Origin of the sequence: Bacillus sp. OV322 (assembly GCF_900112495.1) — a bacterium.
GTDB lineage: Bacteria > Bacillota > Bacilli > Bacillales > DSM-1321 > Peribacillus.
Genome location: NZ_FOMA01000009.1, coordinates 61,838 through 85,057, shown reverse-complemented (window position 1 = coordinate 85,057; position 23,220 = coordinate 61,838). Strand labels below are relative to the sequence as shown.

At 35.8% G+C, this 23,220-nt stretch carries 26 protein-coding genes and 4 pseudogenes; 6 read left to right on the top strand and 24 right to left on the bottom strand.

Annotated elements, in window-relative coordinates:
- Positions 1–297: 297 nt before the first annotated feature.
- Positions 298–462 carry a hypothetical protein gene (locus BM126_RS22590; RefSeq protein WP_177201517.1) on the bottom strand — a complete coding sequence of 55 codons (165 nt, stop codon included), beginning with the start codon at positions 460–462 and terminating at the stop codon, positions 298–300.
- Between the two features lie 382 nt (positions 463–844).
- Here BM126_RS22590 and BM126_RS19705 point away from each other — a divergent pair, with 382 nt between their 5' ends.
- On the top strand, positions 845–1,351 hold the full coding sequence (locus BM126_RS19705) for an FUSC family protein (RefSeq protein ID WP_177201516.1): 507 nt from the start codon (positions 845–847) through the stop codon (positions 1,349–1,351).
- 142 nt (positions 1,352–1,493) lie between these two features.
- On the opposite strand, the gene BM126_RS19700 is transcribed toward BM126_RS19705, so the two are convergent.
- The 6 genes and pseudogenes from BM126_RS19700 to BM126_RS19675 all read right to left on the bottom strand — a co-directional run bounded on the left by BM126_RS19700 (position 1,494) and on the right by BM126_RS19675 (position 5,675).
- Entirely contained in the window at positions 1,494–1,760 is a 267-nt protein-coding gene (locus tag BM126_RS19700) for a hypothetical protein (RefSeq protein ID WP_141770112.1), read from the bottom strand.
- 97 nt (positions 1,761–1,857) lie between these two features.
- Positions 1,858–2,267 (bottom strand): annotated as a pseudogene (locus tag BM126_RS19695) (SMI1/KNR4 family protein).
- 51 nt (positions 2,268–2,318) lie between these two features.
- Complete coding sequence (locus tag BM126_RS23080; RefSeq protein ID WP_256213199.1) at positions 2,319–2,636, bottom strand: hypothetical protein; 318 nt, start codon at positions 2,634–2,636, stop codon at positions 2,319–2,321.
- 261 nt (positions 2,637–2,897) lie between these two features.
- Entirely contained in the window at positions 2,898–3,587 is a 690-nt protein-coding gene (locus tag BM126_RS19685) for a VOC family protein (RefSeq protein ID WP_090991120.1), read from the bottom strand.
- Positions 3,588–3,704: 117 nt separating this feature from the next.
- Complete coding sequence (locus BM126_RS19680) at positions 3,705–4,478, bottom strand: Cof-type HAD-IIB family hydrolase (protein WP_090991119.1); 774 nt, start codon at positions 4,476–4,478, stop codon at positions 3,705–3,707.
- Positions 4,479–5,276: 798 nt separating this feature from the next.
- Positions 5,277–5,675, bottom strand: coding sequence for a helix-turn-helix domain-containing protein (locus BM126_RS19675; protein WP_090991118.1), 399 nt, complete (start codon positions 5,673–5,675; stop codon positions 5,277–5,279).
- 176 nt (positions 5,676–5,851) lie between these two features.
- Here BM126_RS19675 and BM126_RS19670 point away from each other — a divergent pair, with 176 nt between their 5' ends.
- Positions 5,852–7,078 carry an MFS transporter gene (locus tag BM126_RS19670; protein WP_090991117.1) on the top strand — a complete coding sequence of 409 codons (1,227 nt, stop codon included), beginning with the start codon at positions 5,852–5,854 and terminating at the stop codon, positions 7,076–7,078.
- Between the two features lie 172 nt (positions 7,079–7,250).
- Here the strand turns inward: BM126_RS19670 and BM126_RS22055 are convergent.
- Positions 7,251–7,400: pseudogene (locus BM126_RS22055) on the bottom strand (IS1595 family transposase); the annotation flags it as partial.
- 407 nt (positions 7,401–7,807) lie between these two features.
- Between BM126_RS22055 and BM126_RS19665 the strand changes: the two are divergent.
- Positions 7,808–8,302 (top strand): YcxB family protein, encoded by a 495-nt coding sequence (locus BM126_RS19665; RefSeq protein WP_090991116.1) that lies wholly within the window; start codon positions 7,808–7,810, stop codon positions 8,300–8,302.
- A 21-nt stretch (positions 8,303–8,323) separates the two neighbouring features.
- Here the strand turns inward: BM126_RS19665 and BM126_RS19660 are convergent, their stop codons facing one another.
- Positions 8,324–8,740, bottom strand: coding sequence for a carboxymuconolactone decarboxylase family protein (locus BM126_RS19660; protein WP_090991115.1), 417 nt, complete (start codon positions 8,738–8,740; stop codon positions 8,324–8,326).
- A gap of 70 nt (positions 8,741–8,810) precedes the next feature.
- Here BM126_RS19660 and BM126_RS19655 point away from each other — a divergent pair.
- Positions 8,811–9,249: pseudogene (locus tag BM126_RS19655) on the top strand (Lrp/AsnC family transcriptional regulator).
- A gap of 160 nt (positions 9,250–9,409) precedes the next feature.
- Here the strand turns inward: BM126_RS19655 and BM126_RS19650 are convergent.
- From BM126_RS19650 to BM126_RS19635, 4 genes are all read right to left on the bottom strand, one after another.
- The gene (locus BM126_RS19650; RefSeq protein WP_090991114.1) at positions 9,410–10,030 is read right to left on the bottom strand and encodes a hypothetical protein; all 621 of its coding nucleotides are present in this window, start codon (positions 10,028–10,030) and stop codon (positions 9,410–9,412) included.
- Positions 10,031–10,267: 237 nt separating this feature from the next.
- Positions 10,268–10,993 (bottom strand): VC0807 family protein, encoded by a 726-nt coding sequence (locus BM126_RS19645; protein ID WP_090991113.1) that lies wholly within the window; start codon positions 10,991–10,993, stop codon positions 10,268–10,270.
- A 547-nt stretch (positions 10,994–11,540) separates the two neighbouring features.
- The gene (locus tag BM126_RS19640; RefSeq protein WP_256213198.1) at positions 11,541–11,930 is read right to left on the bottom strand and encodes a GNAT family N-acetyltransferase; all 390 of its coding nucleotides are present in this window, start codon (positions 11,928–11,930) and stop codon (positions 11,541–11,543) included.
- 253 nt (positions 11,931–12,183) lie between these two features.
- The gene (locus BM126_RS19635; RefSeq protein WP_090991112.1) at positions 12,184–13,047 is read right to left on the bottom strand and encodes an SDR family oxidoreductase; all 864 of its coding nucleotides are present in this window, start codon (positions 13,045–13,047) and stop codon (positions 12,184–12,186) included.
- A 203-nt stretch (positions 13,048–13,250) separates the two neighbouring features.
- Here BM126_RS19635 and BM126_RS19630 point away from each other — a divergent pair, with 203 nt between their 5' ends.
- Entirely contained in the window at positions 13,251–13,685 is a 435-nt protein-coding gene (locus BM126_RS19630; RefSeq protein WP_090991111.1) for an Rrf2 family transcriptional regulator, read from the top strand.
- 56 nt (positions 13,686–13,741) lie between these two features.
- Here BM126_RS19630 and BM126_RS19625 read toward each other — a convergent pair.
- The 11 genes and pseudogenes from BM126_RS19625 to BM126_RS19585 form a co-directional block, all read right to left on the bottom strand.
- Positions 13,742–15,171 (bottom strand): annotated as a pseudogene (locus BM126_RS19625) (DHA2 family efflux MFS transporter permease subunit).
- A 398-nt stretch (positions 15,172–15,569) separates the two neighbouring features.
- Positions 15,570–15,779, bottom strand: a complete 210-nt coding sequence (locus BM126_RS23075; RefSeq protein ID WP_371261479.1) for an STAS domain-containing protein — start codon at positions 15,777–15,779, stop codon at positions 15,570–15,572.
- Positions 15,780–15,835: 56 nt separating this feature from the next.
- Positions 15,836–15,985, bottom strand: coding sequence for an STAS domain-containing protein (locus tag BM126_RS23070; protein WP_256213197.1), 150 nt, complete (start codon positions 15,983–15,985; stop codon positions 15,836–15,838).
- Positions 15,986–16,161: 176 nt separating this feature from the next.
- A complete protein-coding gene (locus BM126_RS23065; RefSeq protein WP_256213196.1) occupies positions 16,162–16,338 on the bottom strand; it encodes a hypothetical protein in 177 nt (58 codons plus the stop codon).
- Positions 16,339–16,661: 323 nt separating this feature from the next.
- Positions 16,662–17,228 carry a histidine phosphatase family protein gene (locus BM126_RS19615; RefSeq protein ID WP_090991110.1) on the bottom strand — a complete coding sequence of 189 codons (567 nt, stop codon included), beginning with the start codon at positions 17,226–17,228 and terminating at the stop codon, positions 16,662–16,664.
- A gap of 262 nt (positions 17,229–17,490) precedes the next feature.
- Positions 17,491–18,162, bottom strand: coding sequence for a DNA alkylation repair protein (locus BM126_RS19610; RefSeq protein ID WP_256213195.1), 672 nt, complete (start codon positions 18,160–18,162; stop codon positions 17,491–17,493).
- Positions 18,163–18,288: 126 nt separating this feature from the next.
- Positions 18,289–19,029 (bottom strand): class I SAM-dependent methyltransferase, encoded by a 741-nt coding sequence (locus BM126_RS19605; protein WP_090991109.1) that lies wholly within the window; start codon positions 19,027–19,029, stop codon positions 18,289–18,291.
- A 319-nt stretch (positions 19,030–19,348) separates the two neighbouring features.
- A complete protein-coding gene (locus tag BM126_RS19600; RefSeq protein WP_371261477.1) occupies positions 19,349–19,780 on the bottom strand; it encodes a MarR family winged helix-turn-helix transcriptional regulator in 432 nt (143 codons plus the stop codon).
- Positions 19,781–19,886: 106 nt separating this feature from the next.
- Positions 19,887–20,357, bottom strand: a complete 471-nt coding sequence (locus BM126_RS19595) for a GNAT family N-acetyltransferase (RefSeq protein ID WP_090991143.1) — start codon at positions 20,355–20,357, stop codon at positions 19,887–19,889.
- A 148-nt stretch (positions 20,358–20,505) separates the two neighbouring features.
- A complete protein-coding gene (locus BM126_RS19590) occupies positions 20,506–21,123 on the bottom strand; it encodes a TetR/AcrR family transcriptional regulator (protein ID WP_090991108.1) in 618 nt (205 codons plus the stop codon).
- Positions 21,077–22,348 carry an MFS transporter gene (locus BM126_RS19585; RefSeq protein ID WP_090991107.1) on the bottom strand — a complete coding sequence of 424 codons (1,272 nt, stop codon included), beginning with the start codon at positions 22,346–22,348 and terminating at the stop codon, positions 21,077–21,079. The genes BM126_RS19590 and BM126_RS19585 overlap by 47 nt, the downstream gene beginning before the upstream one ends.
- Before the next feature lie 360 nt (positions 22,349–22,708).
- On the opposite strand from BM126_RS19585, the gene BM126_RS19580 reads away from it, so the two are divergent.
- Entirely contained in the window at positions 22,709–23,080 is a 372-nt protein-coding gene (locus BM126_RS19580) for a VOC family protein (RefSeq protein WP_090991106.1), read from the top strand.
- Positions 23,081–23,220: the final 140 nt, after the last annotated feature.

The window sequence follows — 23,220 nt, the reverse complement described above, 5'->3', positions numbered from 1 at the left end:
GGAGTCTCGCACCTTACACTCCAATCAACCCGGCTTAACAAAGGGATCGCTTCACAGAACATATTAAAAAACAAGATTCTTTAAGTTTACGATTTTGTTGCCATCCATACGATCAATAAAATAATGGCAATGCTCCCCCAAAAGATTGTTTGTTTGTATTTCAAATGAACACCCTCCCTTAACAGGTTCTAGGTTACATGATAATAACGGTAAACCCTCGGAATTTTGAACCAACTGAGAAATTTATTCCGATGTTAAAAATTATTAAAAAACCTTAATGGTCTCTACAAGTACAAGTTATTTTTTAAGTTCATTAACTCTAGACGCAATAAGATTTAGACTTTCTTGAATTTCGTTTAACACGTTAACCCGACTTGCAGTTTTCCAGGCAATAACGGCTAAACTTATGGCCATTACCATAAAACTGACTGCCTTGATGTATTCCAATATATCTTTTTTCATGTACACATCTCCTTTTTAGGTCCATTAACTTTGCGATACCTAACTCTGCTTTCTATTCCTCTGCCTCACAAGCCCTGCATTATCTTAAGCCGTTCATGGAACTTTGTCTTACTCAAGAAGTACTCCATATAAAAATCCCCATCTGAAATATTCTCAAAAAAAAAACGAATTCATCCTTCAACAAACTGCTACATTAATTTTTCCATATAAAAAAGCCGCCAAGTAAGACATCAGCAACATCTCAAGCCTTCTATTCATTTCAGATACATGCTGGAAGTGCTCATTAAAAACTGCCTTCAAGACATTTAAAATTAAGCAATGTACATATTAAATCATCAAAAGAAAAGATTATATATAAATGGAAAAACCTAATGAGGTGAAAATGAAAACAACAAAAAACGAAACTCAAAGTGAAAATTCATCTATTCTTATATGGAAATTGGCAATAGGCGGCTCTACTTTATCATGGGAAATAGCAAAACTCTGTGGTTCCTTCCATCCTTACTTAGCTCCGCTTTCTGTCATTATTAGCCTTCGATCAACAATGGATAAAACAGTTAGGCTATCCATTAAATGGGTAATTGGAACCATTATCGGCATATTTGTTACTGTTTTGATTGCAAGTCATATGACAGTAATCGCATGGAACTTAGGACTATTAATTCTTTTAGGATGTTTTGCTGCGAAATATTTGAATTTGGACAAAAAAGTCATTCATCAGGTTGCTCTCACCATTTTATTTGTTTTCGTATTTGAACACCAAACAAAGCATTATGCAATAGACAGAATGAGAGATACCCTTATCGGTGTATTGGTCACAGGAATCATTCAGTTGATTTGGTTCCGTCTGATTTTACGGAGTACACGAAAAATCCCTGAATCCGAGTAGTCACTTTTATTATCGAATGGTGAGTGCTTTCCCTTTGGATTCAACACAATTCCACGGCCTGGCTTCTTGGTTACCCATCAACACTTTCTTACAGTATCAAAAAAAAGCGACGTGGTTATCCACATTGCTTTGTAAAAGTTTATTATGGCTGATTCCAAAAGAGTGTAGAAACAGCAGGCACAATGACAGAAAACAAAAGAATAAGTGAATTGCCAGTGATACCAATAAATTTAAGGGCACCTTTATTGCTTATAAGCGCAGCCAATAAACCAATGATCGGCAGAATGATACAAATCGCTATCATTACTGGACCTGAAAATAAATCGCCACTAGTTGTTAATAAAGATCGACCTAACACAAAAACTGAAACTAAAAATGCAACAATGGATATAAGACTTAATTTTTTCATGCTCCCCCCCTTTCTCTTTGTGTTAAAAATTACCATAAACAAAATAATCAGGATATAAGCAATTCTTTTACCAACAAGATATGTATGATGTACTTTTTTAGTCCCCATCCAATTCTTCAGATTGTAAAATAATAAACTCCTTTTGGTTTGAAGCTAATTCCTCAATTTCCCCTGTTTCGTGATACCAAATGTACACACTATTATCAACTTCCTCATTGCATAACTTGTCTCCTGTTCCATCTTCACCAATCGATATAAGCTCACTTGCCATTCCTTCATCTCTTACTTCTTTATTTTGCCTTACTATGTCGTCCCAAGTGCTTTTTATATTTTTGGGGTCTTTAATAGGAAAAAGCGTCCACTCTCCAATTTGAGTATTGTTGGATAGCTTGAATAGTTCTTTGTATTGTTTTGGGAAGGCTGCTTCTAATTCTTTTTCTGCTAAATGTATATCAACTCAGTAACTCCAGGTTTTCTTGAATCAATTAAGTCGATTACGTCATTCATTAACAAACCCCCATACTTTTATTCTCAGGTTTTCTTTTTATAGTGATACTTCTATGAATGCTGCTCAATCATTTCTTCAACGTAAGTAAGAAAACTGCTGTAAGGAGAGCTGCCTTTCAAACATTGCGATGCCACATTCAATGGTGATATTAATATATCTTTCTTCTTAGAATACAGGACACTTTGTACTTTGGTATTCCTATCCGCTCCATCTAAATTAGGAGAGTAATTGTATACAGAAGAGGCTTCATACCAGTAAAAGTCTTGTGCAATATGATTTTTGATAACCTGGCCAATATATGCACCTAATCGATTTACAAAATTATCAAAATGATTTTTTAAAAGTTCAGCACCCAACTCCGTACTCATTAATCTATTTGCATACATATCAATATACCGGATACTCTCGATAGTAAAGTCTAGGTTTCTTTTAGTCAGATACTCTCTATCCCAAGCATCATCCGATAATCCTGATACATTAATTGCGCAATGCCTTTTAAATCGTCTTTTTTCAATTTTTCTTTATTTAAGAAACCAAACATAAGATGAAAATTCCCCTTTAATTTTATATGAGTGCAGATATGATGGCCGTTTTTTGGCATTTGCTAATCACGTTTCTGAAGATACCTCTCACCTGTGCTCATCCCGGTAAATCTGTAATTCATTTTGGGAGTTGATCATGACTTTAATGTTATTTATAAATGTAATCTCAAGTGGAAATATAGCAGATACTTTATCAGAAAAGATCCACCTTCTCCCCGGCTGAGCTAATATGATAAATATTCCGCTGCTTCTTTCTCCCATAAAATTAAGAGAGGTTCTGCTAATTGCATCATTGTCACGCTCGGTTAAACCGATTTCATTTAGTTTTTCACTTACACTCACAGCATCCTTTACGACTAAACCTATTTCACTTATGTTTAAAACACTTTTAGCAGAAAATGGTTCATTACTAATTTCAGCAATTTCATACCTGGAAATTAATTCAACAATATTACCTGAAGGGTCATAGAAATAAAAAGCATGGGCAGGGAAATGAGAAAAATGAACTTCATCTAATCCATCTTCAACAAGTAAACTCACTCTTTCTTTTGCCCATAATTTTGCTTCATTAAATTTGTTAGCTGGTATGTTGAAGGCAAAATGATAAAAGGGGTTTTCTGCTGCTTCTCTTGTTGTAAACTCAAATTCACCTGTACCGGCAGCAAAACGAAAGCTATCCTTATCCTCATGAATCAGAGAAAAGCCCAATATATTGATATAGAAATTTTTCATTTCCATTAAACTGTTTGTCTGTAAAACAATTGATTTAATTTCCATAGATCAAAACACCTTCCCGGTATATTTAATTATGCCGTATGTCCATTTATAATTCATATCCTTATTTTGAAACTATCATTAACACTTACTAGATCTCCCGCAAAGGCCTTCATCTATTTAAAGAATTCCGTACTTTTTTAACGCATAATAAATACCATCTTCACTGGATTTTTTCGTTACAAAATCCGCAGCATTTTTCAATCTTTCATTTCCGTTACCCATTGCAATGCCCAAACCAGCTAGTTCCACCATATCAATATCATTTTCACCATCTCCAAAGGCAATTGCTTCTGATTTATTGATATTAAAATATTCCAAAGTTTTTGAGATTGCCAGAGATTTTGATACATCTTCCTGCAAAACATTCAAGACATATGGATGCCATCTTCTAAATCTTAGATGCGGAAACCTTTGTATGTACTTCTCAACGGTTTCATCATTTGCAAATAAACATAATAAAAATACTTCTTCACTGTGCGTTTGAAGACGAGTTTTAGGATACTCATTGAGAGACAAAGTTTCCTCTAATGCAGTTAAGATTTCGGGCTCTGTTACACCATTCATACTAAATTCTTCTGTATAGAATGACAAACCGTTTCTTTGTAATTTCGCAAATTCCATGACCTCGTGAATTATGCCTTTATCCATTGGTACTTTATGAATCACTTCTTGTAAATGTTTCACGTACCCGCCATTTGCTGTTATAAAGGTTTCTATGCCTAGATTTATCAGATCTTTACACATTGAAAGTGGTCTTCCTGTTGCTGCCACAACCCTTAACCCTTTTCTTTTCAACTCTTTTATTGCTTTAGCTGTAGAAATAGGAATACTGCCATCTTCGTGATTTGTAATAGTCCCATCAACATCCAAAAACACAATTCGATAACTCATTATTATCCCCCTGAATAGCTTCAATAAAATCTTTTTATATTCGCATTCAAACTGGCATCCATTTTTACCCTTTCAACTTTCTTTTGTCTTCCACATATACAAATTATAGATAAGTGAAACAGCAAAAGTAACAACGATAAATAGTACAAAAAGTGATTTTCCCAGTATACGTAAGTCTATGAAATGATAAATAATGATAACTGCCAAAACGATTATAGGAGAATTTATTAATGTTCTAACTACCTTTCTCCTATAAGATAAGCCAAAGTAATTTAATTGAAAACCTTTATCCACTTTTGCTTTGTTTTTATATACAGCCGAGAAAATGTCACTACAAGCAGGGAAAACATAACAGGAATCAAAAAAGTTATCATAAGCAATCCTCCATGAATAAAAATTTAAAACGATAATATTACCCGATTATACTTTACCATTAAATTCCATAATTTTCTGTTTTAATATATAAATCAATACCAGTATTACTCTATTATGTGAACGGATCCGTTAGTCGAAGAAGATTTAACATAGTAAACAAGCGGCAATTTTAAATTTTATTACACTTTTATATAATGGCTCTTTTCTTAAGGCTGTTTTCGTAAGAATTGTTGCTATAACTAAAAGTTGTCTCCTTCAACCATAGGGCCAGGTTAGATTAATTTAGGTATGCCATATGCATAAAAGAATTAAAGAAGTTAAAAAAAGAACTCGTCCTAAATGAACGAGTTCTTAACTTTCATAAATTGTTATCGTTTAGCAATTTAGTTTAACTTCGTGAAGTTTATTACAGTCCTCATTTAACTAATTAATATGGCTTTTTATGTGAACTGGTAATAAAGGTACCCCCAATGGGATTGCTCTTCCCCCAGGTTGTTGTAAGTTGTTTTGTCCAACAGGATTCACCGGAGATGGAGTATTTAGCTGAGATAAATTAAGAGAAACATTTACTTCTACACCTAGAGCGTCCGCAATCTTTTCAAGTAAGCCTATTGATATGTTTTGTTCCCCTTTTTCTATTCTTGATATTGCACTTTGTTTTGTATTTAATTTATCAGCCAACTCTTTTTGGGATAAACCTAAATTTTTCCTTAAAGAAATAATTTGTTTAGCCACTTCATTTTCTAATTTATTTTCTTCCACTTGGCTTTTGAACTCTTCATCTTCTTTTTTATTTGGAAAATCACCTTTAAATTCACTCATATTTGTACACCATCCTTTGTTTTTAGTTTTTACTTTTTTACTTGAACTACATTACTTCTAAAAATAAGTATAAAGTATATTTTATAGATTACTAATTTTTTCATTGTTAAAATATCACATATATGTTATAAATACTCATAACATATATGTGATATTTTTTGTGAGGAGAGGACAAAATGAATACACAAGTATTGATAAATAAACAAGCTTTAATAAGAAACAAAAAGTTTATGTCTCTAATGATAGTTAGAGTTCTAACTGGACTATCCTTCGGCATTTACCTTTTAGGTGAGAGCTGGTATGTTGTCAACGAACTTAATATGAAATCTTATTTGGGTATTGTTCTGATGCTCACCAGTATACCAAGACTGTTATTAATGACTTTTGGAGGTTTTCTTTCTGATAAATATAATAAGACAAAAATTATGTTTATGTCACTTTTAATAAGAGGATTATTGGTTTTTACCTTAGTAAGTTTAATTATTACTGAAAATGTAAACATCCTAGCGATTCTTCTATATGCATTTTTCTTTGGGATACTGGATGCGATATTTTACCCAGCTAATTCTTCAATAGTACCAGAGTTAGTTGAAAAAGAAGAGCTTACTAGAGCTAATGCATTACTTCAATCTACAAACTTATTTTCCACAGTAGTAAGTCCAATCTTGGCCGGGTTACTATTATCAATTGGTTCCTTCATATTCCTTTTTTCTATAACTGCCTTTTTTTTGTTGGTAGGCGGGGTAGTTGTATTTCTTATTAATACATCAGTTCAGCTACAACAAGTTCAGAAAGAAACACTAATCGAAAATATCAAAACTGGATATACCTTCATAAGAAAGGATAAATTGCTATCGAGCCTATTGGCAATTATTTTTATTGTAAACCTCTTTATAGTTGGCCCAGTCAATATTGCTCTCCCAGTCATTGTTGATGAAAAGTTTGGGTCGAAGATTTTAAATTTTAGTTTTATGCAAAGTGCTTTGTTCTTAGGTATGTTAGCTGCAACACTTATCTTTTCAATTAAAAATATAAGAAAAAAACGAGGGTTAATTATACTATGTGCAATGATTTTATCAGGTTTCTGTGTTTTAAGTTTAGGTTTAATTAGTTACTTATATCAAGGTATATTGATTCTTACAGCTTATGGTGCTTGTATTTCCGTCAGTTCTTTAATTATTGCAATGATTCAAGAAAATACTCCGAATGAAAAGATGGGGAGAGTAATGGGTCTTACTTCTACCGCTTCACTTGGACTAATACCACTTTCTTATGGACTAACTTCTTTGATATTATTCTTTGGTATTCCGATTACAGATGTACTAATTGTATGTGGGTGTGTTGTGGTTATTATATCCAGTTACATAATATGGAAATTTGGTTTTGTTAGATTATCTGATTAGGTTAATACAAAATTTTTAAAATTAATTTCTATTTCTCTTCAACTAACAGTAGCCGCTTCCTCCTTTTTGGAAGTGGCTGTTTTTACACCTCACTCAAATATTTAACCGTAATCAAAATTGGATTTCTAAAACGCACTTAGAAGCATTTGGTTTACTCGCTCCTGGGTTGCCATTTTCTTGCTCCTTTAAAGAAAGTTTCGTCGCTTTCAACGATGCCTTTTAAGGTTTGAAATCCTAATGAACGAAGGGCTAAAAGTACCTTGTGTCGATAGTAGAATGCAGTAGATAGGTGGATACCCAACCTTTCAGAAATTTTAGGTATAAACGTCTTTCCACATCCTAAACCCTTCCTGTGGCAGTATTTTAGTACCTTTTAAGAGCTTGGTCAAAATAGCAACAATATACACGAAAACAGCCTTTCTTAAAGATTGTTGTTTTTTAATATGTTCTGTGAAGCGATCCCCTTGTTAAACCGAGTTGATTGGAGTGTAAGGTGCGAGACTCCTGTGGGATTAGCGGGAAGGTGAGACCCCGCAAGCGCAGCTGAGGAGGCTCACCGCCCGCCCCACGGAAAGCGGGCATCCTGGAGCGGAAATCAACCCCTTGTTCCATAGCAGCATAGTTTACGAAAACAGCCTAAATAATAGAAGTTACGGGTTGCCCCTCAATTTTATGTCCTTCACCCATTCCTTGATATTGAGGTAAAATCGAACAGAAAGGAGGAATAATATGAAATCAACCTATCAATTAGATCTTCAGGACTACCTTAATTTCCAAATGAATCATGCTGCCAATTCACCGGCCGTAAAAAAAGCACTTTTAATCCAGCGGTTCTTATTTCCCATCATTATGCTAGCCCTTCCCCTGTTCATTGATTCAAGCATATTTGGGTGGATTGTTTATACGATTTTTGCTGCTGGCTGGCTTATTTTTTATCCTAAATATTTTTATGGGCATATTAAAAAGAATGCGAAAAAAATGCTTCAGGAGGGCGATGATTGCTCGCTGTATGGAACCCATGAACTTACCATTACAGATCAGGAAATCATAGAGAAAAGCAAAAATGGTGAAACCAGACACAATTGGGAGTCCATTCAAAAAATTGTAGATACTCCGAGCTATTTTTACATCTACAACAGCAATGTTTCTGGATACATCATTCCTAAATCAAAAATTACTCAAGAAATATCGGTTTTTCTCCAAAACAAAAAGGCTGCCATTTAGCAGCCTTCAGTAGTGACTCTATTAAGTTGTCACAGCTTCTAATTTCATAATGGCACCAAAATACTGTGAAGCTGTAGTAAACGCAATAAATGAACAAAGTTCACTAATTTCTGCATCAGAAAGATACTCTCTCAATATATTAAATTGAGCATCTGATATATCCCCTTTTTGTTTTAAAAAAACTTCTGCAAAACCTGTTGCAATAGACATTTTTTCATCGAACAAATGAGGTTCAGGTGTACCTTTTGCCTTGCAATACTCACAGCCATTGCTTTGTGCTAATACTCTCCTTACTTGTTCTTTTAGCCGGGATGATAGATTCATATCTTTCTCAAATACTTCTCCCAATAAAATCCACCCATTTAATATCTCCCTGTTATATCCTAAAAGTCTTTGAAAAGGGGTCACCCCAAATTCAGATTTGTTAATTCTTGCCATAACCACTGCCTCCTTATAGTATTAATCCAAAACCCATTTCGCAATTTTTCTTTACTAATTAATGTAAAAAATGAAAATCGATTCAATTGACAGGAAAATAATAGATGAATTGAGCAAGAATAGCCGGTTATCGATGAGTGAAATTGGGAGAAGAATTAATTTATCTTCACCATCTGTAACAGAACGGGTAAGACAAATGGAGTCATTTGGAGTAATAAAGAGTTATACATTAGAAGTCGATTATGCTAAATTAGGCGCTCCTATTCAATGCATGATAGAGGCAACCGTTAAAAATGGAGATTATACTTCTTTTAAAAGATATATTGAAGGACTTCCAAATGTTGAATTTTGTTACCGCGCTGGAAACGCCTGTTATATGCTTAAAATGCAGTTCGATACATTTGCCAAAGCAGAAGAATTTATAGAAGAGGTAAATCCTTATGCTCAAAACGGTAACGCATTTTATTTTTTCTAAAGTTCAGACGAGTATAAGATTTGATTCAGACTGAACTCTTGTTCAGCTAACATGCTTTTTAGATAAAACAAAAAAACTGCCGCAACAGCAAAATCATCTTCAGCTAACGGGAATAAATTTATTGACCCCTTCAGAAATAAACGAGTGAGGCAAGTTAATATACATTGTTCAAGAACAATTCCCAAGCTCAAATCTTAGTACCTTTCCGAAGCCCTTTTCAGCAGTCCGATTCCTGAAACCCAAAGGGCGGCTCCAGTTCCCCACAAAATCAGGGCTGAACCAAATCCGAGAGTTGCCCACCATACCTCAATTTGATGATGCTCTATGATAATTCTGACAGGTAGTGTCAGCAATGTAACGATCGCAAGCAAGCAAAGGAGTGTGCCTGCAATGTAATGGATTCTAACCCTAAAAAGGCGGGCTAGCGGAAAGAAATGAGCACCCACAATAAGGGCCATAATAGGGACAAACAAATCTAAATGATTGGCAGCCCTGCATATTGCACTGGCGGCGGCAATAAACACACCTTCTAAACCAAAAATAATACCGAACATGATACCCATCCTTTTTGAATGACGGGCTGAATTCCCTTCCATTATCACGTTTGATAGCAGTTTTGACTTCTTTATTAGTTTGATTCCACCTATAAGGAGGAAGACACCAATCAGCAGGGATACCATTAAAAACCAAATAAATCCCCATCCCTGCAAACCTCTTATACCGATTCCTGCCCAAAGAGTACCGAAAAATGCCATGAAAAGAACTCCCGCTGCCGTCCCGCGGACAGCAGCAACGGGAATGATTGTTTGCGGCATATAATAACTCCACCTCTTTCCATTGCATTCTGGAAAATGTAACAGCCACTAAACTGGTATTGGATCAGAAAATATCATCTCAAGGATGCTTTCACTTTCTTTTGGATCCTGATCCTAAGTATCTGGATCCATATATAACAATCCGCTGTATTTGGTTCACTCATGTTGCACCTTGAAAAGTCATCTTTTCAAGACTTATGTACTTTAATATTGGCTTTGGCAGCCAGTAAAATCTTTCTACCGCCTATGATGACTAAAGTAAAAATAAGCCTGCTCCAAATAAAAGGAAATCCAGCTTCCTGAAAGTGAAAGCAGCTTTCTACTCGCCTTAACCACTGTCAGTTTTTTAACCGGCGATACTTGATCCACCGTCTGATAGATAAAGAAGAAAACAATCAAGGAAGCCCCTGAAAGTATGATTTCAAGAGATTTGTCCAGGACAATATCCAGACGGTAGGCCTCTACTCCATAATGCTTAATCCAATGGGTCAGGCAAAGCATATACAACGCTTCATTCATACAGTAGGCAAAGGTGATCAGCTTAAACAGCTTGAAGGTTTTTTTTTCAAAAAACAATTCCTTTGTGATGCTTCTTTCATGCCCCCTCATTTCCATTAAATCGAGGGTGAAATAAAGATGAAGCGGCTTTCCGGCGGCAAGGCTGGCTGCGTATATAAGGAACAGGCCGGCCGAGTACAGGACATTATTCCATAAAAGTTGAAGAGCTGAACCAGACAGCAGATCCACCAAGAGTCCTGCAAATAAATTAGTCAGTACAAAAATCCCCGTATAGTTCAGCCTGCCATTTTGATTGAACCTGTACAGGCTATATAAGATGCCAGGGAGTGTAGAAAGCAGCATGGCCGGATATTCCCCGATTACCTCTCTGCTGACCTCCCAGAAAGCCAGAGGAAACAGAAAAAAAAGCATTAAATCAGCGACCAGCAATAAGTTTACTCGCATATCATTCTCCTGTCCTTCCCACATTCATTGAATTATATGGGTTTAGCCAGGAAATAAGAACAAGCTTCATAAACACATTTTCAAACTCATTATGACTTTATGGTTTGGCGAAATTGTTGTAATAAAACGACCTCCTGGATAAGAAGATTGAAGAACACATGGACAAAGTGAGGATGAGTTAATTAATACAATCAATGATTTATGTAAAAGCTGTTCTTTAAAGTGGAAAATTGATAAGGCTAGGATTCTTAAAGCTGCGGCAGCAGATAATGCGGAGGGCTTACTCCCTGTGACCCGTAGGTAAGGAAATTATCTTAATATCAGTGAAAGTGGTGGCACAATACAAACTGGGCATCACCACAGCGATCCCCATTCCTCAATTATGTCATCCATTTATAAAAAGCCATTTCTGCTTGGAACTATCACTTCTGCTTTAAATTGTCACTAATAATACCTTTATCCTCCCTACGTTCTATATTCTCCTTAAAACCTAACTTTCTCATTAAATTAATTGATCGCTGGTTTTTTGAATCAACCGTTGCATCTATTAGATCAAACCCCATTGGGAAAAACCAAATGAAATTACTTCTTTCATTGCTTCAGACATTAATCCCTTACCCCAGTAATCTTTGCATAAATCGAATCCCACTTCTGCTATAAAATCTTCATTTCTTCTTAAATAATGAAATCCAATTGTTCCAATGAACTTTTCACTGTTTCTATCATACATCCCCCACATGCACCCTGAATCCTCCATATGATATTGTATAATTTCTTCAGCTTCCTTTATATGTTTACAAGGTTCTATATCCATAAACATAGTTACATTAATATCTGAGAAATGAATAAAAACTTCTTCCGCTTTATCAAGGGTTAATATTCGAAGTTTAATCCTCTCAGTTTCCAATGGAGGATATTCAACAATTTTAGTGTTCATATCTTTTATTCCACCTCTTAGTTTAAGCTGTTCCAGTAAGGATTCTATCCTGTATCAAAAAATACCTTTTTGAACTAAACTTAAGTATATTTTTTCACAATCTTTGTTTTACTGTCGTTACCTTCCTTGCCTCTTCTGTCTGTTACTGATAACTACTTTTCATGGGAACCTCCTTTTTATCATTGCAATTGTATAATTCTGCAAAAAAAAAAGCCGACTTAAGAGTCGGTTTTTTTTGTTCATTTTATTTTGTTTATAATTTTGCATTAACAAGTTGGGTCAGTGCCTCATTGATCGGTGTAACTGGACGACCAAGAACTTTTTCAAAATCATTGCTTTCCACGTCTAGCGAACCGTTCCGAATACTTTCTTGAATTCCTACTATAATCGGAATCACAAAATCAGGTAAACCTAAGCCTTTCATGATCTCTGCATATTTTTCATCACTAACTTGTTGTACAGGTATTTCTTTACCCAATACATTACTTAGAGCCGATACCATTTCTTCTTGAGTTAAAAGAGGACCAGAAAGTTCATACACTGTATTTTCGTGACCGTCTCCAACAAGAACCGCTGCCGCTGCATCTGCGTAATCTTGTTGCAGTGCCCAGCCTACTTTACCTTCTCCAGCAGAAGTTACCCATGGGGCTCCTGCCATGGCACCTTGGATGCTTCCGATTTCGTTTTCCAAATACCAATTGTTACGCAAGAAAGAATATGGGATACCCGTCTTAATGATAGCTGCTTCTGTCGCTACATGTGGAGGAGCCATCAAATTTTTGCTTTCAGTTGCGTTAGCTATACTTGTGTAAGCAATAAATTTTACCCCTGTACGCTCAGCTGCTTGTACAGCATTAGTATGTTGATGAATTCTTGTTTCATTGTCACCATCAGCAGAGATAATTAATAAGCGGTCAATCCCTGTAAAAGCATGATCCAATGTTTCTGGACGATCAAAATCTCCTTGACGAATTTCCACTCCACGAGCACGAAGCCCTTCGGCTTTCTCTGGATTTCGGACACTTACTGCCAGATCACTTGCAGGTATAGATTTCAATAATGATTCCACAACCTTTGAACCTAATTTCCCTGTTGCTCCTGTAACTAATATTTTCATTTTGCATTCCTCCTATTTGTTTTTACCTGTAACAAAACTGAATACATGTACTTATTGTAGTTACCTGTATTTATTTTGTCAACAGGATAAATGCTATTTATAATATTGTTCGTATTTTGGTATAATAAACATGTAATCGAATTAATTACATGATCAAGAAATAAATCTATATATCGGAATATTAGTAAAGGTGGTGACTTAGCATGTCTATTAGCAGCCGATTTGCTGTCGGAATTCATATATTGACTCTAATTGAATTAAATAAAGAAGGAGTAACATCTTCGGAATTTTTAGCCTCAAGTGTAAAAACGAACCCAGCTGTGATAAGAAAATTAATGGGAATGCTAAAAAAAGCTGGTTTGATTGAGGTACACCCAGGTATTGCAGGGTCTAAACTCGCAAAGGAATTATCTGAAATTACATTGTTCGACGTTTATAATGCAGTGAATGTTGTAAAGGACAAAGAATTATTTAGCATACATGAAAATCCAAATCCTGATTGTCCTGTAGGCAGGAACATCCAGAATACAATTGAACCATTATTTACAGCAGCCCAATTGGCGATGGAAAAGGTTTTAAGAAATGTTACTTTAGAAGATGTTGTGAAGGATATTGCGGTTAAAGAAAATATATGTTAGAAAAGACATTCAAAATGAATGTCTTTTCTCTTTGTTCTTTTACAAGTTTTTTTTCATTAGTTTTCATTAACCGCCCCGCTGCTGACTACGACACGGCGGATGAAGAGCGCTATGACCACTCCTATCAATGCTATAATCATCGTAAACAAGAACACGTTTTGTGAACCTGCCGTCATCGCCTTGGCAATTTCGGCCTGATTGGTCGGAGCGGAGGAGCCGTGCAAGTATTTCTCCATACCGCCCGTAAGGATACTGATTGCGACCGCTGTTCCAATTGCTCCCACGACCTGCTGCAGTGTGTTCATGACTGCCGTGCCGTGCGGGTATAACTCTGGCGGCAATTGATTTAGCCCGTTCGTTTGAGCAGGCATCCATATCATGCCTACCCCAACCATAAGCCCAATATGCAAAGCCACGATAAAGGCCCTGAAGAAGCAGGGGAAAGGGCAGTAAAGAACCATAACATGACTGCAACGATCACGAGTCCGGGAATAACGAGCCATTTCGGTCCATATTTATCGAACAGGCTCCCCATACGCGGGGAGAGGATACCGTTCAGCGCGCTGCCCGGCAAAAGCATGAGTCCAGTAGTGAACACAGACAGTCCTGTACCCGTCTGCAGAAACATCGGCAGAATAATCATGCTCGACATAATGATCAACATACACGACATTACCAGGAGCAGCCCGACGACATACATTGGGTACTTGAAAACGCTCAGATTCATCATCGGATTGTGCATAACGTTCTGCCGCAGTATGAACAGCACCAGCGCGATGAGCCCAACCACGATTGAAGTAACCACGACTGCACTGCTCCAGCCTTCAGATCCTTCTCCTGCCTTACTGAAGCCGAAGACAACTCCTCCAAAGCCGATCGTTGATAATGCGACAGACAGCAGATCTATCCGGGGCTTCGTGACATCGGTGACATTTTCCAAATACTTCAGCCCTATCAACAATCCAATAATCAGGAACGGCAGAGAGAACCAGAAGATATAATGCCATGTTAAATACTCGATTAATAGACCGCCTATGGTCGGGCCGGTTGCTGGCGCAAACATGATAACAAGTCCAACGAAACCCATTGCCGCCCCCCGCTTTTCCGGCGGATATATGACAAGAATGGTGTTGAACATGAGGGGAAGCAACAACCCCATACCTACTGCCTGTAAAACTCGGGCAAACATCAACATTTCAAAATTGAATCCGAGTGCCGCAATCGATGTGCCGACGATTAAGCTTATGAGCGAACCTGTGAACAACTGCCTCGTAGTAAACATCTGCAGCAGCAGCCCGCTCATCGGCATTAAAATGCCAAGAGTAAGCAAGAACCCGGTTGTTAACCACTGTGCGGTTGCAGCCGAAATTTGGAACACTCCCATTAAATTAGTCATTGCTATGTTTAGAGCGGTTTCGCTAAACATGCCCACAAAACCGCAGATAAGCAGCGATGCCAAGATGGCACGCGTGTTGTATTTTTTCATCTCTATATCTCCCAGTAATCGATTTAATTAATAATAGTATATTTTTTTGCAAACCCTTGTTTGTTTAAATACTCAAGCATGAAGGACTGGTCTTCTAATTCCCTTTAAGATTGATAGGCAAAATTTCCTCCTTCTGCCTTCAGGTGGCAAAAGAAAGACTCCTGAGGGGCGATATCCCGACGGTATCCTCTGCGTGAAATAGACTGACCGGGAGCATATTTCTTCAGTAGCTTCTGGTATCTCGGGAACGAGAAGGGAATATATTTAAGCCCTAAGATCTTTTGTAGGATGATACAGAGATACAGTTATATAGAATCTCAAGCACTAAAGTAAATAATAAGATAAAAAAATTTACAAATTTCTTCCTCATAAAACAACCGGATTCTCACTTTTTAAAGTTAGCTTTGACTATTTTGGCGTTCAATTATGTACTTTAACCCTAAATTTCCTGAACTAAAAGTACTTATATTTTTAAGTTCTTTAATGTTTATGGCTAAATTGGGCCGAATCCCAACAATAATGCATTCCACCCCTAGTAATTTTAAACAATCATACAGCTTTTGAATTATTGTTCTTATATTTACGTCAAAACTGTTAATGCCACTCAGACTTATTAAGACATATTCTATACCCTTAGCTGAACATTCCCTTAGTACAGATGAGATTACATTCTCTCACGATCTAAGTCTAAATCTCCAACTAATGGTAATACAATTGTCTTTTCCCAGATAGTTAAAATGGGTACCGATAAGTCCCTGATTAACTGCTCTTTCTTCTTCTCTTCATCTGCTTTTGTAGTTACATCCATAAGCATTATAATATACCCTTTTATATTTCCTGGCTTTGTACTCGTTTGGCTAGGAGTTATAACAATATCAGCAACAAATTGATTATGAATATTAATCCTTGTTCTATGCCCTTTTTTTTAACCGGTCATAACTTTTCGTTGGTGTTCTGGTTTTGAATGAAACCTATCCATGTTTACACCAATCATTTCTTCTGAATTTGAAGGCCAAACAAAGGAGCAATCATTGATAGTAACTGAGATGCTCTAGTATTTATCCAAGTAATATAAAAATCTTGATCAGCAATGATAATATTTTCACCTATACTCTCCAATGTCTCTAAAACAGTCAGGTCTTGTGGTATATGTCCCTTTAAATTCATCGAATATCTCCTTAATCTTCAAGATATTTTTATAATATAACATATAAATGAATTGAATTTTAATATGGGCACCACTTTCAAAACTCCTTCTGCAACTAAGAGACCTGCGCTTAGTTAAATAACTATACTGATAAAGCAACGATATCACCGAAAGCCCTGCAAATACTTCACTTCATTAGTTTCAATATCTTAGTACACATCATTAAACTAACCTATTTTAAAATAATTTCCATAAAAAGGAGGAGATGCCTTAGTAGCCGAATGATCTTCAACGAACGTACCCTTTAGTTGAAGTGTATTCTTTCACAATCTCATTTATATTATTAAAAAACTTTATAATACCCAGCATCGCCTAAAAAATTGTCGCGCGTAACTATTTCTCCGAGAAACTGTCTATAGGCGGTTATTGTTCCATCGTGAGAAACAATAAAGATTCTGTTAGTATCAAGCTTTTTACACCAATTCATAAATTGTTGTGCCAACATTGCAAATTCTACTTCTGGTACTATGTTAATCCCACTATTCCAATTAAGTGAATTAATATCTTCAATTTCTATATGAGGAAAGTCTTTAATTATTTGCTCCTTTGATAGTACAGTATCGCAATTGTAAGCCTTGTATGACGATAATAAAGGAAACATTCTAGGTCCAACCAAAGGGTGAACAATTTTTTTGCACGCTGAATCTATGGTCCAATATTCTGCCGTTTGAAGGGTGCGTCTTAGTGGGCTTATTATTAATAAATCATCATCAAATACAGGGAAGAGTTCTTTCAATTTACGAGCTTGTTTAATTCCTAGATCAGTTAATGCCGGGTCTAATATCTGTAGACTATCAGGAGGATTTAAAACGTGTTCCCCCTGTGCGTGACGAATAAAATAAAGTTCCATTACAACCCCCTAAAATAATATCAGGCTGATAAGCCGATATATTCGAATAATAATTAAATATTTTCTCAATGTAAAATCCTTTTATAACTAAGCTGCCCATTCGCACAACAAGAAAAGATAAAACTGGTGTCCAGATAAATCTTCAACTCTTGCAGCCTTTAATTTAAGTAATATTCATCGCAATTTTTTTACATATAAGTAAAGGGCCGCCCAGCAACACTCCATTAGTTCACTTGTCAGCTTAATATCGTTAAGCATAAAGTTACAGATTTTTTAACGCTTCACGTCTGCTAAGTGATTTTAAATCATTTAATGAAACAAACTCTTTTACAGCTAAAGGGTTTGTTTTTGCGTATTCTCTCAATACCCAGCCTATGGCTTTCTGAACGAAAAATTCTTCACTAGCAGCCCTCATAAGAATATATTGAAATAAGCGTTTTTCATCGGTTCTATTTTTATAATAAAGTTGATAAAGCAGTGCTGATCTTTGCAGCCAAAAATTTTCATCTAAAATCCACTGATCTGCATATTGAGAAGTTAGTTTTGGATAGGATGTAAACATATATCCCATTATATGAGGAGAAAGCACATCCACAGTATCCCACCATGACTTATTAACTAATAAAGAACAAAGCCATGGCATATCTTCTGGGGTAAGATCCATTTTTACTTTGTTAAGGATATCAAGTGCTGCTTTTTGGTACTCTCTTTCTGAACGTTCCCACAATGTAAAAATGACATCTTTTAGGCATTCTTTTTTCGGGACACCAAATTCATGTAAAAATTGCTTGGTCAGTTTTCGGCGTATTGGTGTTCGAATGCCTAAAAACTCAAACTGGTCCCTCAAGTAGCTTTTAGACCAGTTAGCATAATCCATATCAATGTGTTGGGTATATAGTTTAGCAAGTTCTTCAACGTAACTGTTTATTTGCATATCTTAGCACCACGTTCTGGAATTGCTTTATATTTTAAGATCTTCTTCAATTTCTTCCCCTCTAATTCCAAGGTTTATAACCTTTTTTTCTGGAGTCTATATAGATAGCTTTGTTCTAATTCACTATTAATAAACTTTCTTTGCCCTGATAATCATAAAAGATGGTTTTTTCATCTCATTAATAAGCCTTGGCAAACGATTCAGTGCCTCATTACTGGGTATAGGTTCAATTACTTGCTCAATCTGAAAGCCAATTATGATTAGTTCATTTATTATAGTCGAAAAAGTACGGTGATATTTCACTACACCATCTATATACCAATGCTGCTGCCTTTCGCCTTCTTCCTGATAATCATCAACTGCGTAATGAGAGGTGTTATTTTTTTCATCAACGATCCAATTATCCATATCTTTTCTTGCAGTTACAATCGGATGTTCAATGGAGAATACAAAAACCCCCGTTGTCTTTAAACTAGAATGAATTTTCTTTATTACAGCATGAAAGTCCTGTATATAATGCAGTGCCAGTGAACTAACCGCAACATCAAATTCATTTTGTTTTAACTGAATATCTTCTAAGGCAGTATTTACATAGTGAATATGTTCATGGGAATTTTTTTGCTGGGCAGCTTCAATCATTTTCTTTGAGATGTCTATCGCTACGACCTCCCGAGCCTGCTCTTTTACACAATACATAGCAAAGTCTCCCATTCCGCAACCTACATCCAATACATTTTTATGTTTTAATTCAGGCAGCATACCTCTCAATGCCGGCTGTTCTAATAAATCATTGTAATTCAATTCAGACTCACGCAGGTTCCGGTAGCTCTGGAAAAATTCCGGATGATCATAAATGTTTTGTTTCACGTTCAAACCGCCTCTTTCTCAGCATAATTTCCCATTGATACTATCATAATTTTTCCATATTTTTTATTTAAAAAATAGACTTATAATTATATTTTTGGTAAGATTTAGATTGTGTCATTCCTAAAATCAATAAAAAATTTCAATAATAAAAGGAGAATCCTTACACATGGATTCTCCTTTTTGAATGCTTTATAAATCAACATTAAACAACTTTACTTCACTACTAAACTGCACCGTTATTCATTAAGAAGCTTTGATTTTTACGTATCAATTAGGTTAGAAACAGTACTAATTTTAGTAACCACTTCAATTAGATGATTTAATAGTTCTTTTTGAATACGAAGCAAAGATTGAATATCATCATCAGCCATATTTTCGATTGCGGAAAGCATAGCCCTATAAGAATGGAATTTTTACTGGATGTTCTGGACACTTCTTCACCTTTAAGAGTTAGCTTTACCTTTACTTCTCTCCGGTCCTCGCCAAAAAAGCCCCTTTCAGCCAGGCCCATATTAACTAATTTATCAACACTAACGCTTATTGTACTTGAAATAAGCTTATCAGCCAGCTCTTGCTGTATTAATTCCGGAACTGCATATAAAGTATTTAGTATCGATAATTGCTGCAATGTCAGACCAAAACTTTCAGCATTCTTTTTCGTAAATTCAGCTGTGGTCTTATTAATAGCCCAAAATGATTGGTAAACTTCCTGTACTTGCTTAACTTTTGGATTTTTGAAGTTCAAGTCCATGTAAATCACTCCTAATCAAAAGAATGTTAGAAGCATTTTATCTTGTTCCCACGGACAATTAATAGAGAATCTTCTCCTATTAACCCTATTTTTAATAAAAAAAGCATTAACATAATTTTTTATAGTGAACAAGTGTCGCTTTTTCATTTAAGCTATATTTCCAGTCTTCACGTCTGTATCCCATTTTTTCATATAAATAGCAGTTGCGTTTTTCTTGTAAAATAGTCTTCAATTCCCAAGTTTCTGCTTGAGGAAATAGCTCCTCAATTAGACGTATCGCTTTCTGCGCAATACCCTTTCCTTGATATTCCGGTAAAATAAACATGGGACTTATCCAAAATTGCGTCTCTTCTTTGCACACTACACAAATAGCACCCACAAGCACATCATCAGATAATATTTTATAAAATCCTCCATCAGGATTATTTATCCTTGCCAGCACTTTTTCAATTGTTTCATTAGCAGGATTTGTCTCGTAATCTTTATATTCATCCAATAATGGATTAAAAGCCTTTACTTGAATCTCAAAAATAGACTTTGCATCCGTTTCTGCCGCTTTCTCCAATCTGATTTCCATGAGTACTGAAGCAAAATTCACGAGATACCATCCTTCCTATAATAACTGACACAATATTAAATCATTTCGAGGCAGAACCAGTGAAATTTCCGTAAGGGGCCGATTCCAGAGTATTGAAATTTTGAACATTCAAGTTCTTCATTTCTATCTACTTTACTCCAAGTGTGATTTTTAAATTTTCCACGAATAGTATGGATTGCTCCTTCATCTTTAGATCTTCTGTTGGAAGTATAGCATGGCCAAGTGCCAGCCCATCAATAAATGTGACAATAGATCGAGCTATGATATCACTATCATGTGCAATGCTGAATTCTCCGCTTTCTTGTCCTGCTCTAATAATATCCGTATATAGGTTAATACCATAATTATATCGTTCTTTACCATACTCTCTTCTGCGCTTATCATTTCTCCCTGTGATGAAAAATTCTAAATTACTTGGTGCTAATGGATCCATCTTATCATCTGGCTCCCGATCTTCACCAAACAGCCTCAATAGCAGTAAATCCCAATAAGAATTGTTTTTTTCTTTAAGTAATTCCTTTGTTTCGAGTATTCTTCGAGATAGATTTTCTTCTAATATAGCTTCATATAAGTCTTCCTTATTAGAGAAATACTGATATAATCCACCCCTGCTCACGTTAGCTTTGTCCATTACATGCTTCATAGTCGTTCGTTCGTACCCATTTTCGATAAATACTTGTATTGCTGCTTCTAAGATTTTAGCCCGACGTTGCTTTATGTGTTCCTCGCTGACTTTCGGAGACATCTTTCTTACTCCTCTCTATTTTACTTTTTGTGAAAAATCCTATTAAAGATACCAAGACCAAGAGAGATGCTGTAATCATAAACGTTGGAACGACCCCTAGAATTGTTGAGAGCCAGCCTCCCAGCAAAGGTCCGATAATCGTTGCAGTTGTTGTTACACTATTTATGACTCCAAATACCCTCCCAGTCAAATGAACTGGGGTTTCAATTTGGACCGATGCTTGAAATGGAACAAACACTAGGCTTGCTGAAAATCCTGCAAACAGTCCTAGTAAAGGACCCCAAAAGATAGAAAAACGTGCATCAAAATGAGTTAATACTGCTATGATACCAAAGCTAAGTCCAATTCCACAAACACCAATAAGCATTAAACTAAAGGCGTTATAATTGGATTTCTTCGTTAAAAGCAGCCCTGATAAAAACATACCGACACCCGATGATGTCACTAAATAACCAAAAAGATCCGGTGATGCTGCAGTGAGCTCTCTAATTAAGACAATGATTTGCGAGTCCGAAAGCTGTAAGATCAAGAGGCTAAAACCTAATAAAAACATTCCTGCAAGTATATTTGTTTTGGATTTAATAAAAGAAAGGCCTTCTAAAAATTCTTTTTTGAAGGAAGAATCTGTTCTATCCTCATTTCCATTCTCTTTTTCAAAAGACTGGACCACGCCTGGTAAGAACAGAATTAAAAGAGCAGATATAAAAAAAGTGGCAGAGTCGATATAAAACACAGGCTTTGTACTAAATGCCGTTACTAATACCCCGCTCAATAAAGGGCCCATCACCTTCGTACCGGAGTCAATCATCGACGTTATGGACATGGCAGCTTTCATATCATCATGAGCAATCAATTCTTTTAATTTCCCGTTTTTAGCTGGAATAAATACTGCTAAAAACACGCCGATTGTAAACAAACATATATACACAACCCATATTGTATCAGCTACAGTTAGAAAAAGAATCAGCCCAGCACGAACAAGGTCAGATGTTATCATTAAAGTTTTTCGACTAAACCGGTCTGCGACTGTGCCAGCTACAGGACCTAACAGCGCCATAGGAATGGCTAGACACAAAATGATAAACGATACTTCCATCGGCGAAGCATTCCATTTCAAACCTACAAGCGTAATAATCGCCACTATACTAAGCCAATCTCCAATACTTGATATTGCCTGGGCAAACATTAGTATTAAATATCCTTTATTTTTCATTAATCCCTTCATCTCTGTTACCCTCCTTTTAAAAATGACACTAGTGTCTTTTTTATTAATTTTATTATAACGACACCAGTGTCTTTTTACAACCTGTTTTTTCCAATTTTCTAAATTTTATTTTTATTACTAAGAACACAAAAAAAGCTGTCAGCAAAGTTGACAGACTATGTAACTCAACCCTTTAATTCAAGGCTTTGTTAGAGAACTATGTTGTTATTCGATTCCTAGCTATCTATTCAACATGTTCTATATACGAATATTTGGCGGGCGTTTATGACTTATACAACAGAAAAAGGAATGGGGGTTAAAGGAAAAGGGATATAGAAAGGGAACTATTTGATATACCGGATTAAACAAAGGAGAGAAGCAATGAGTAAATCATTTATTGAACAAGTACATTATATCAGAATTCCTGTAAAAGACTCAGGACTGTCTGCAAAATGGTATAGAGATGTATTAGGGCTCCAGTTACTAAACAATACAGAGGAATTTGCCATTTTAAAAGTAAATGAAGGACCTTTCTTACTTATTTTAGTTCCTACTGAAGATGAAACATTTGCACATTTTACAATTGATAATGAACAAGAATTCAGCATTGGCTTTACCAGTCCAGAATTATCTAAATTTCATCAGCACTTAATTGAAAATCAAGTTAAGGTCGAGGATATAAAAGAAGATAATGGTCACGCCTGTTTCCACTTTTATGACCCAAATGGCAATAAACTTCAAGTACACTGGTAAGTTTATAATAAATACCTTATTTCAGTGCTTTAACGGAATAAGAACGGGAACGTCCAAATCAGACGTTCCCATATTTATTTGCCTGAAAAATAACAAAATACGTTTTCCTTATGTTGAAAACCTAAACAAAATCCAATGCC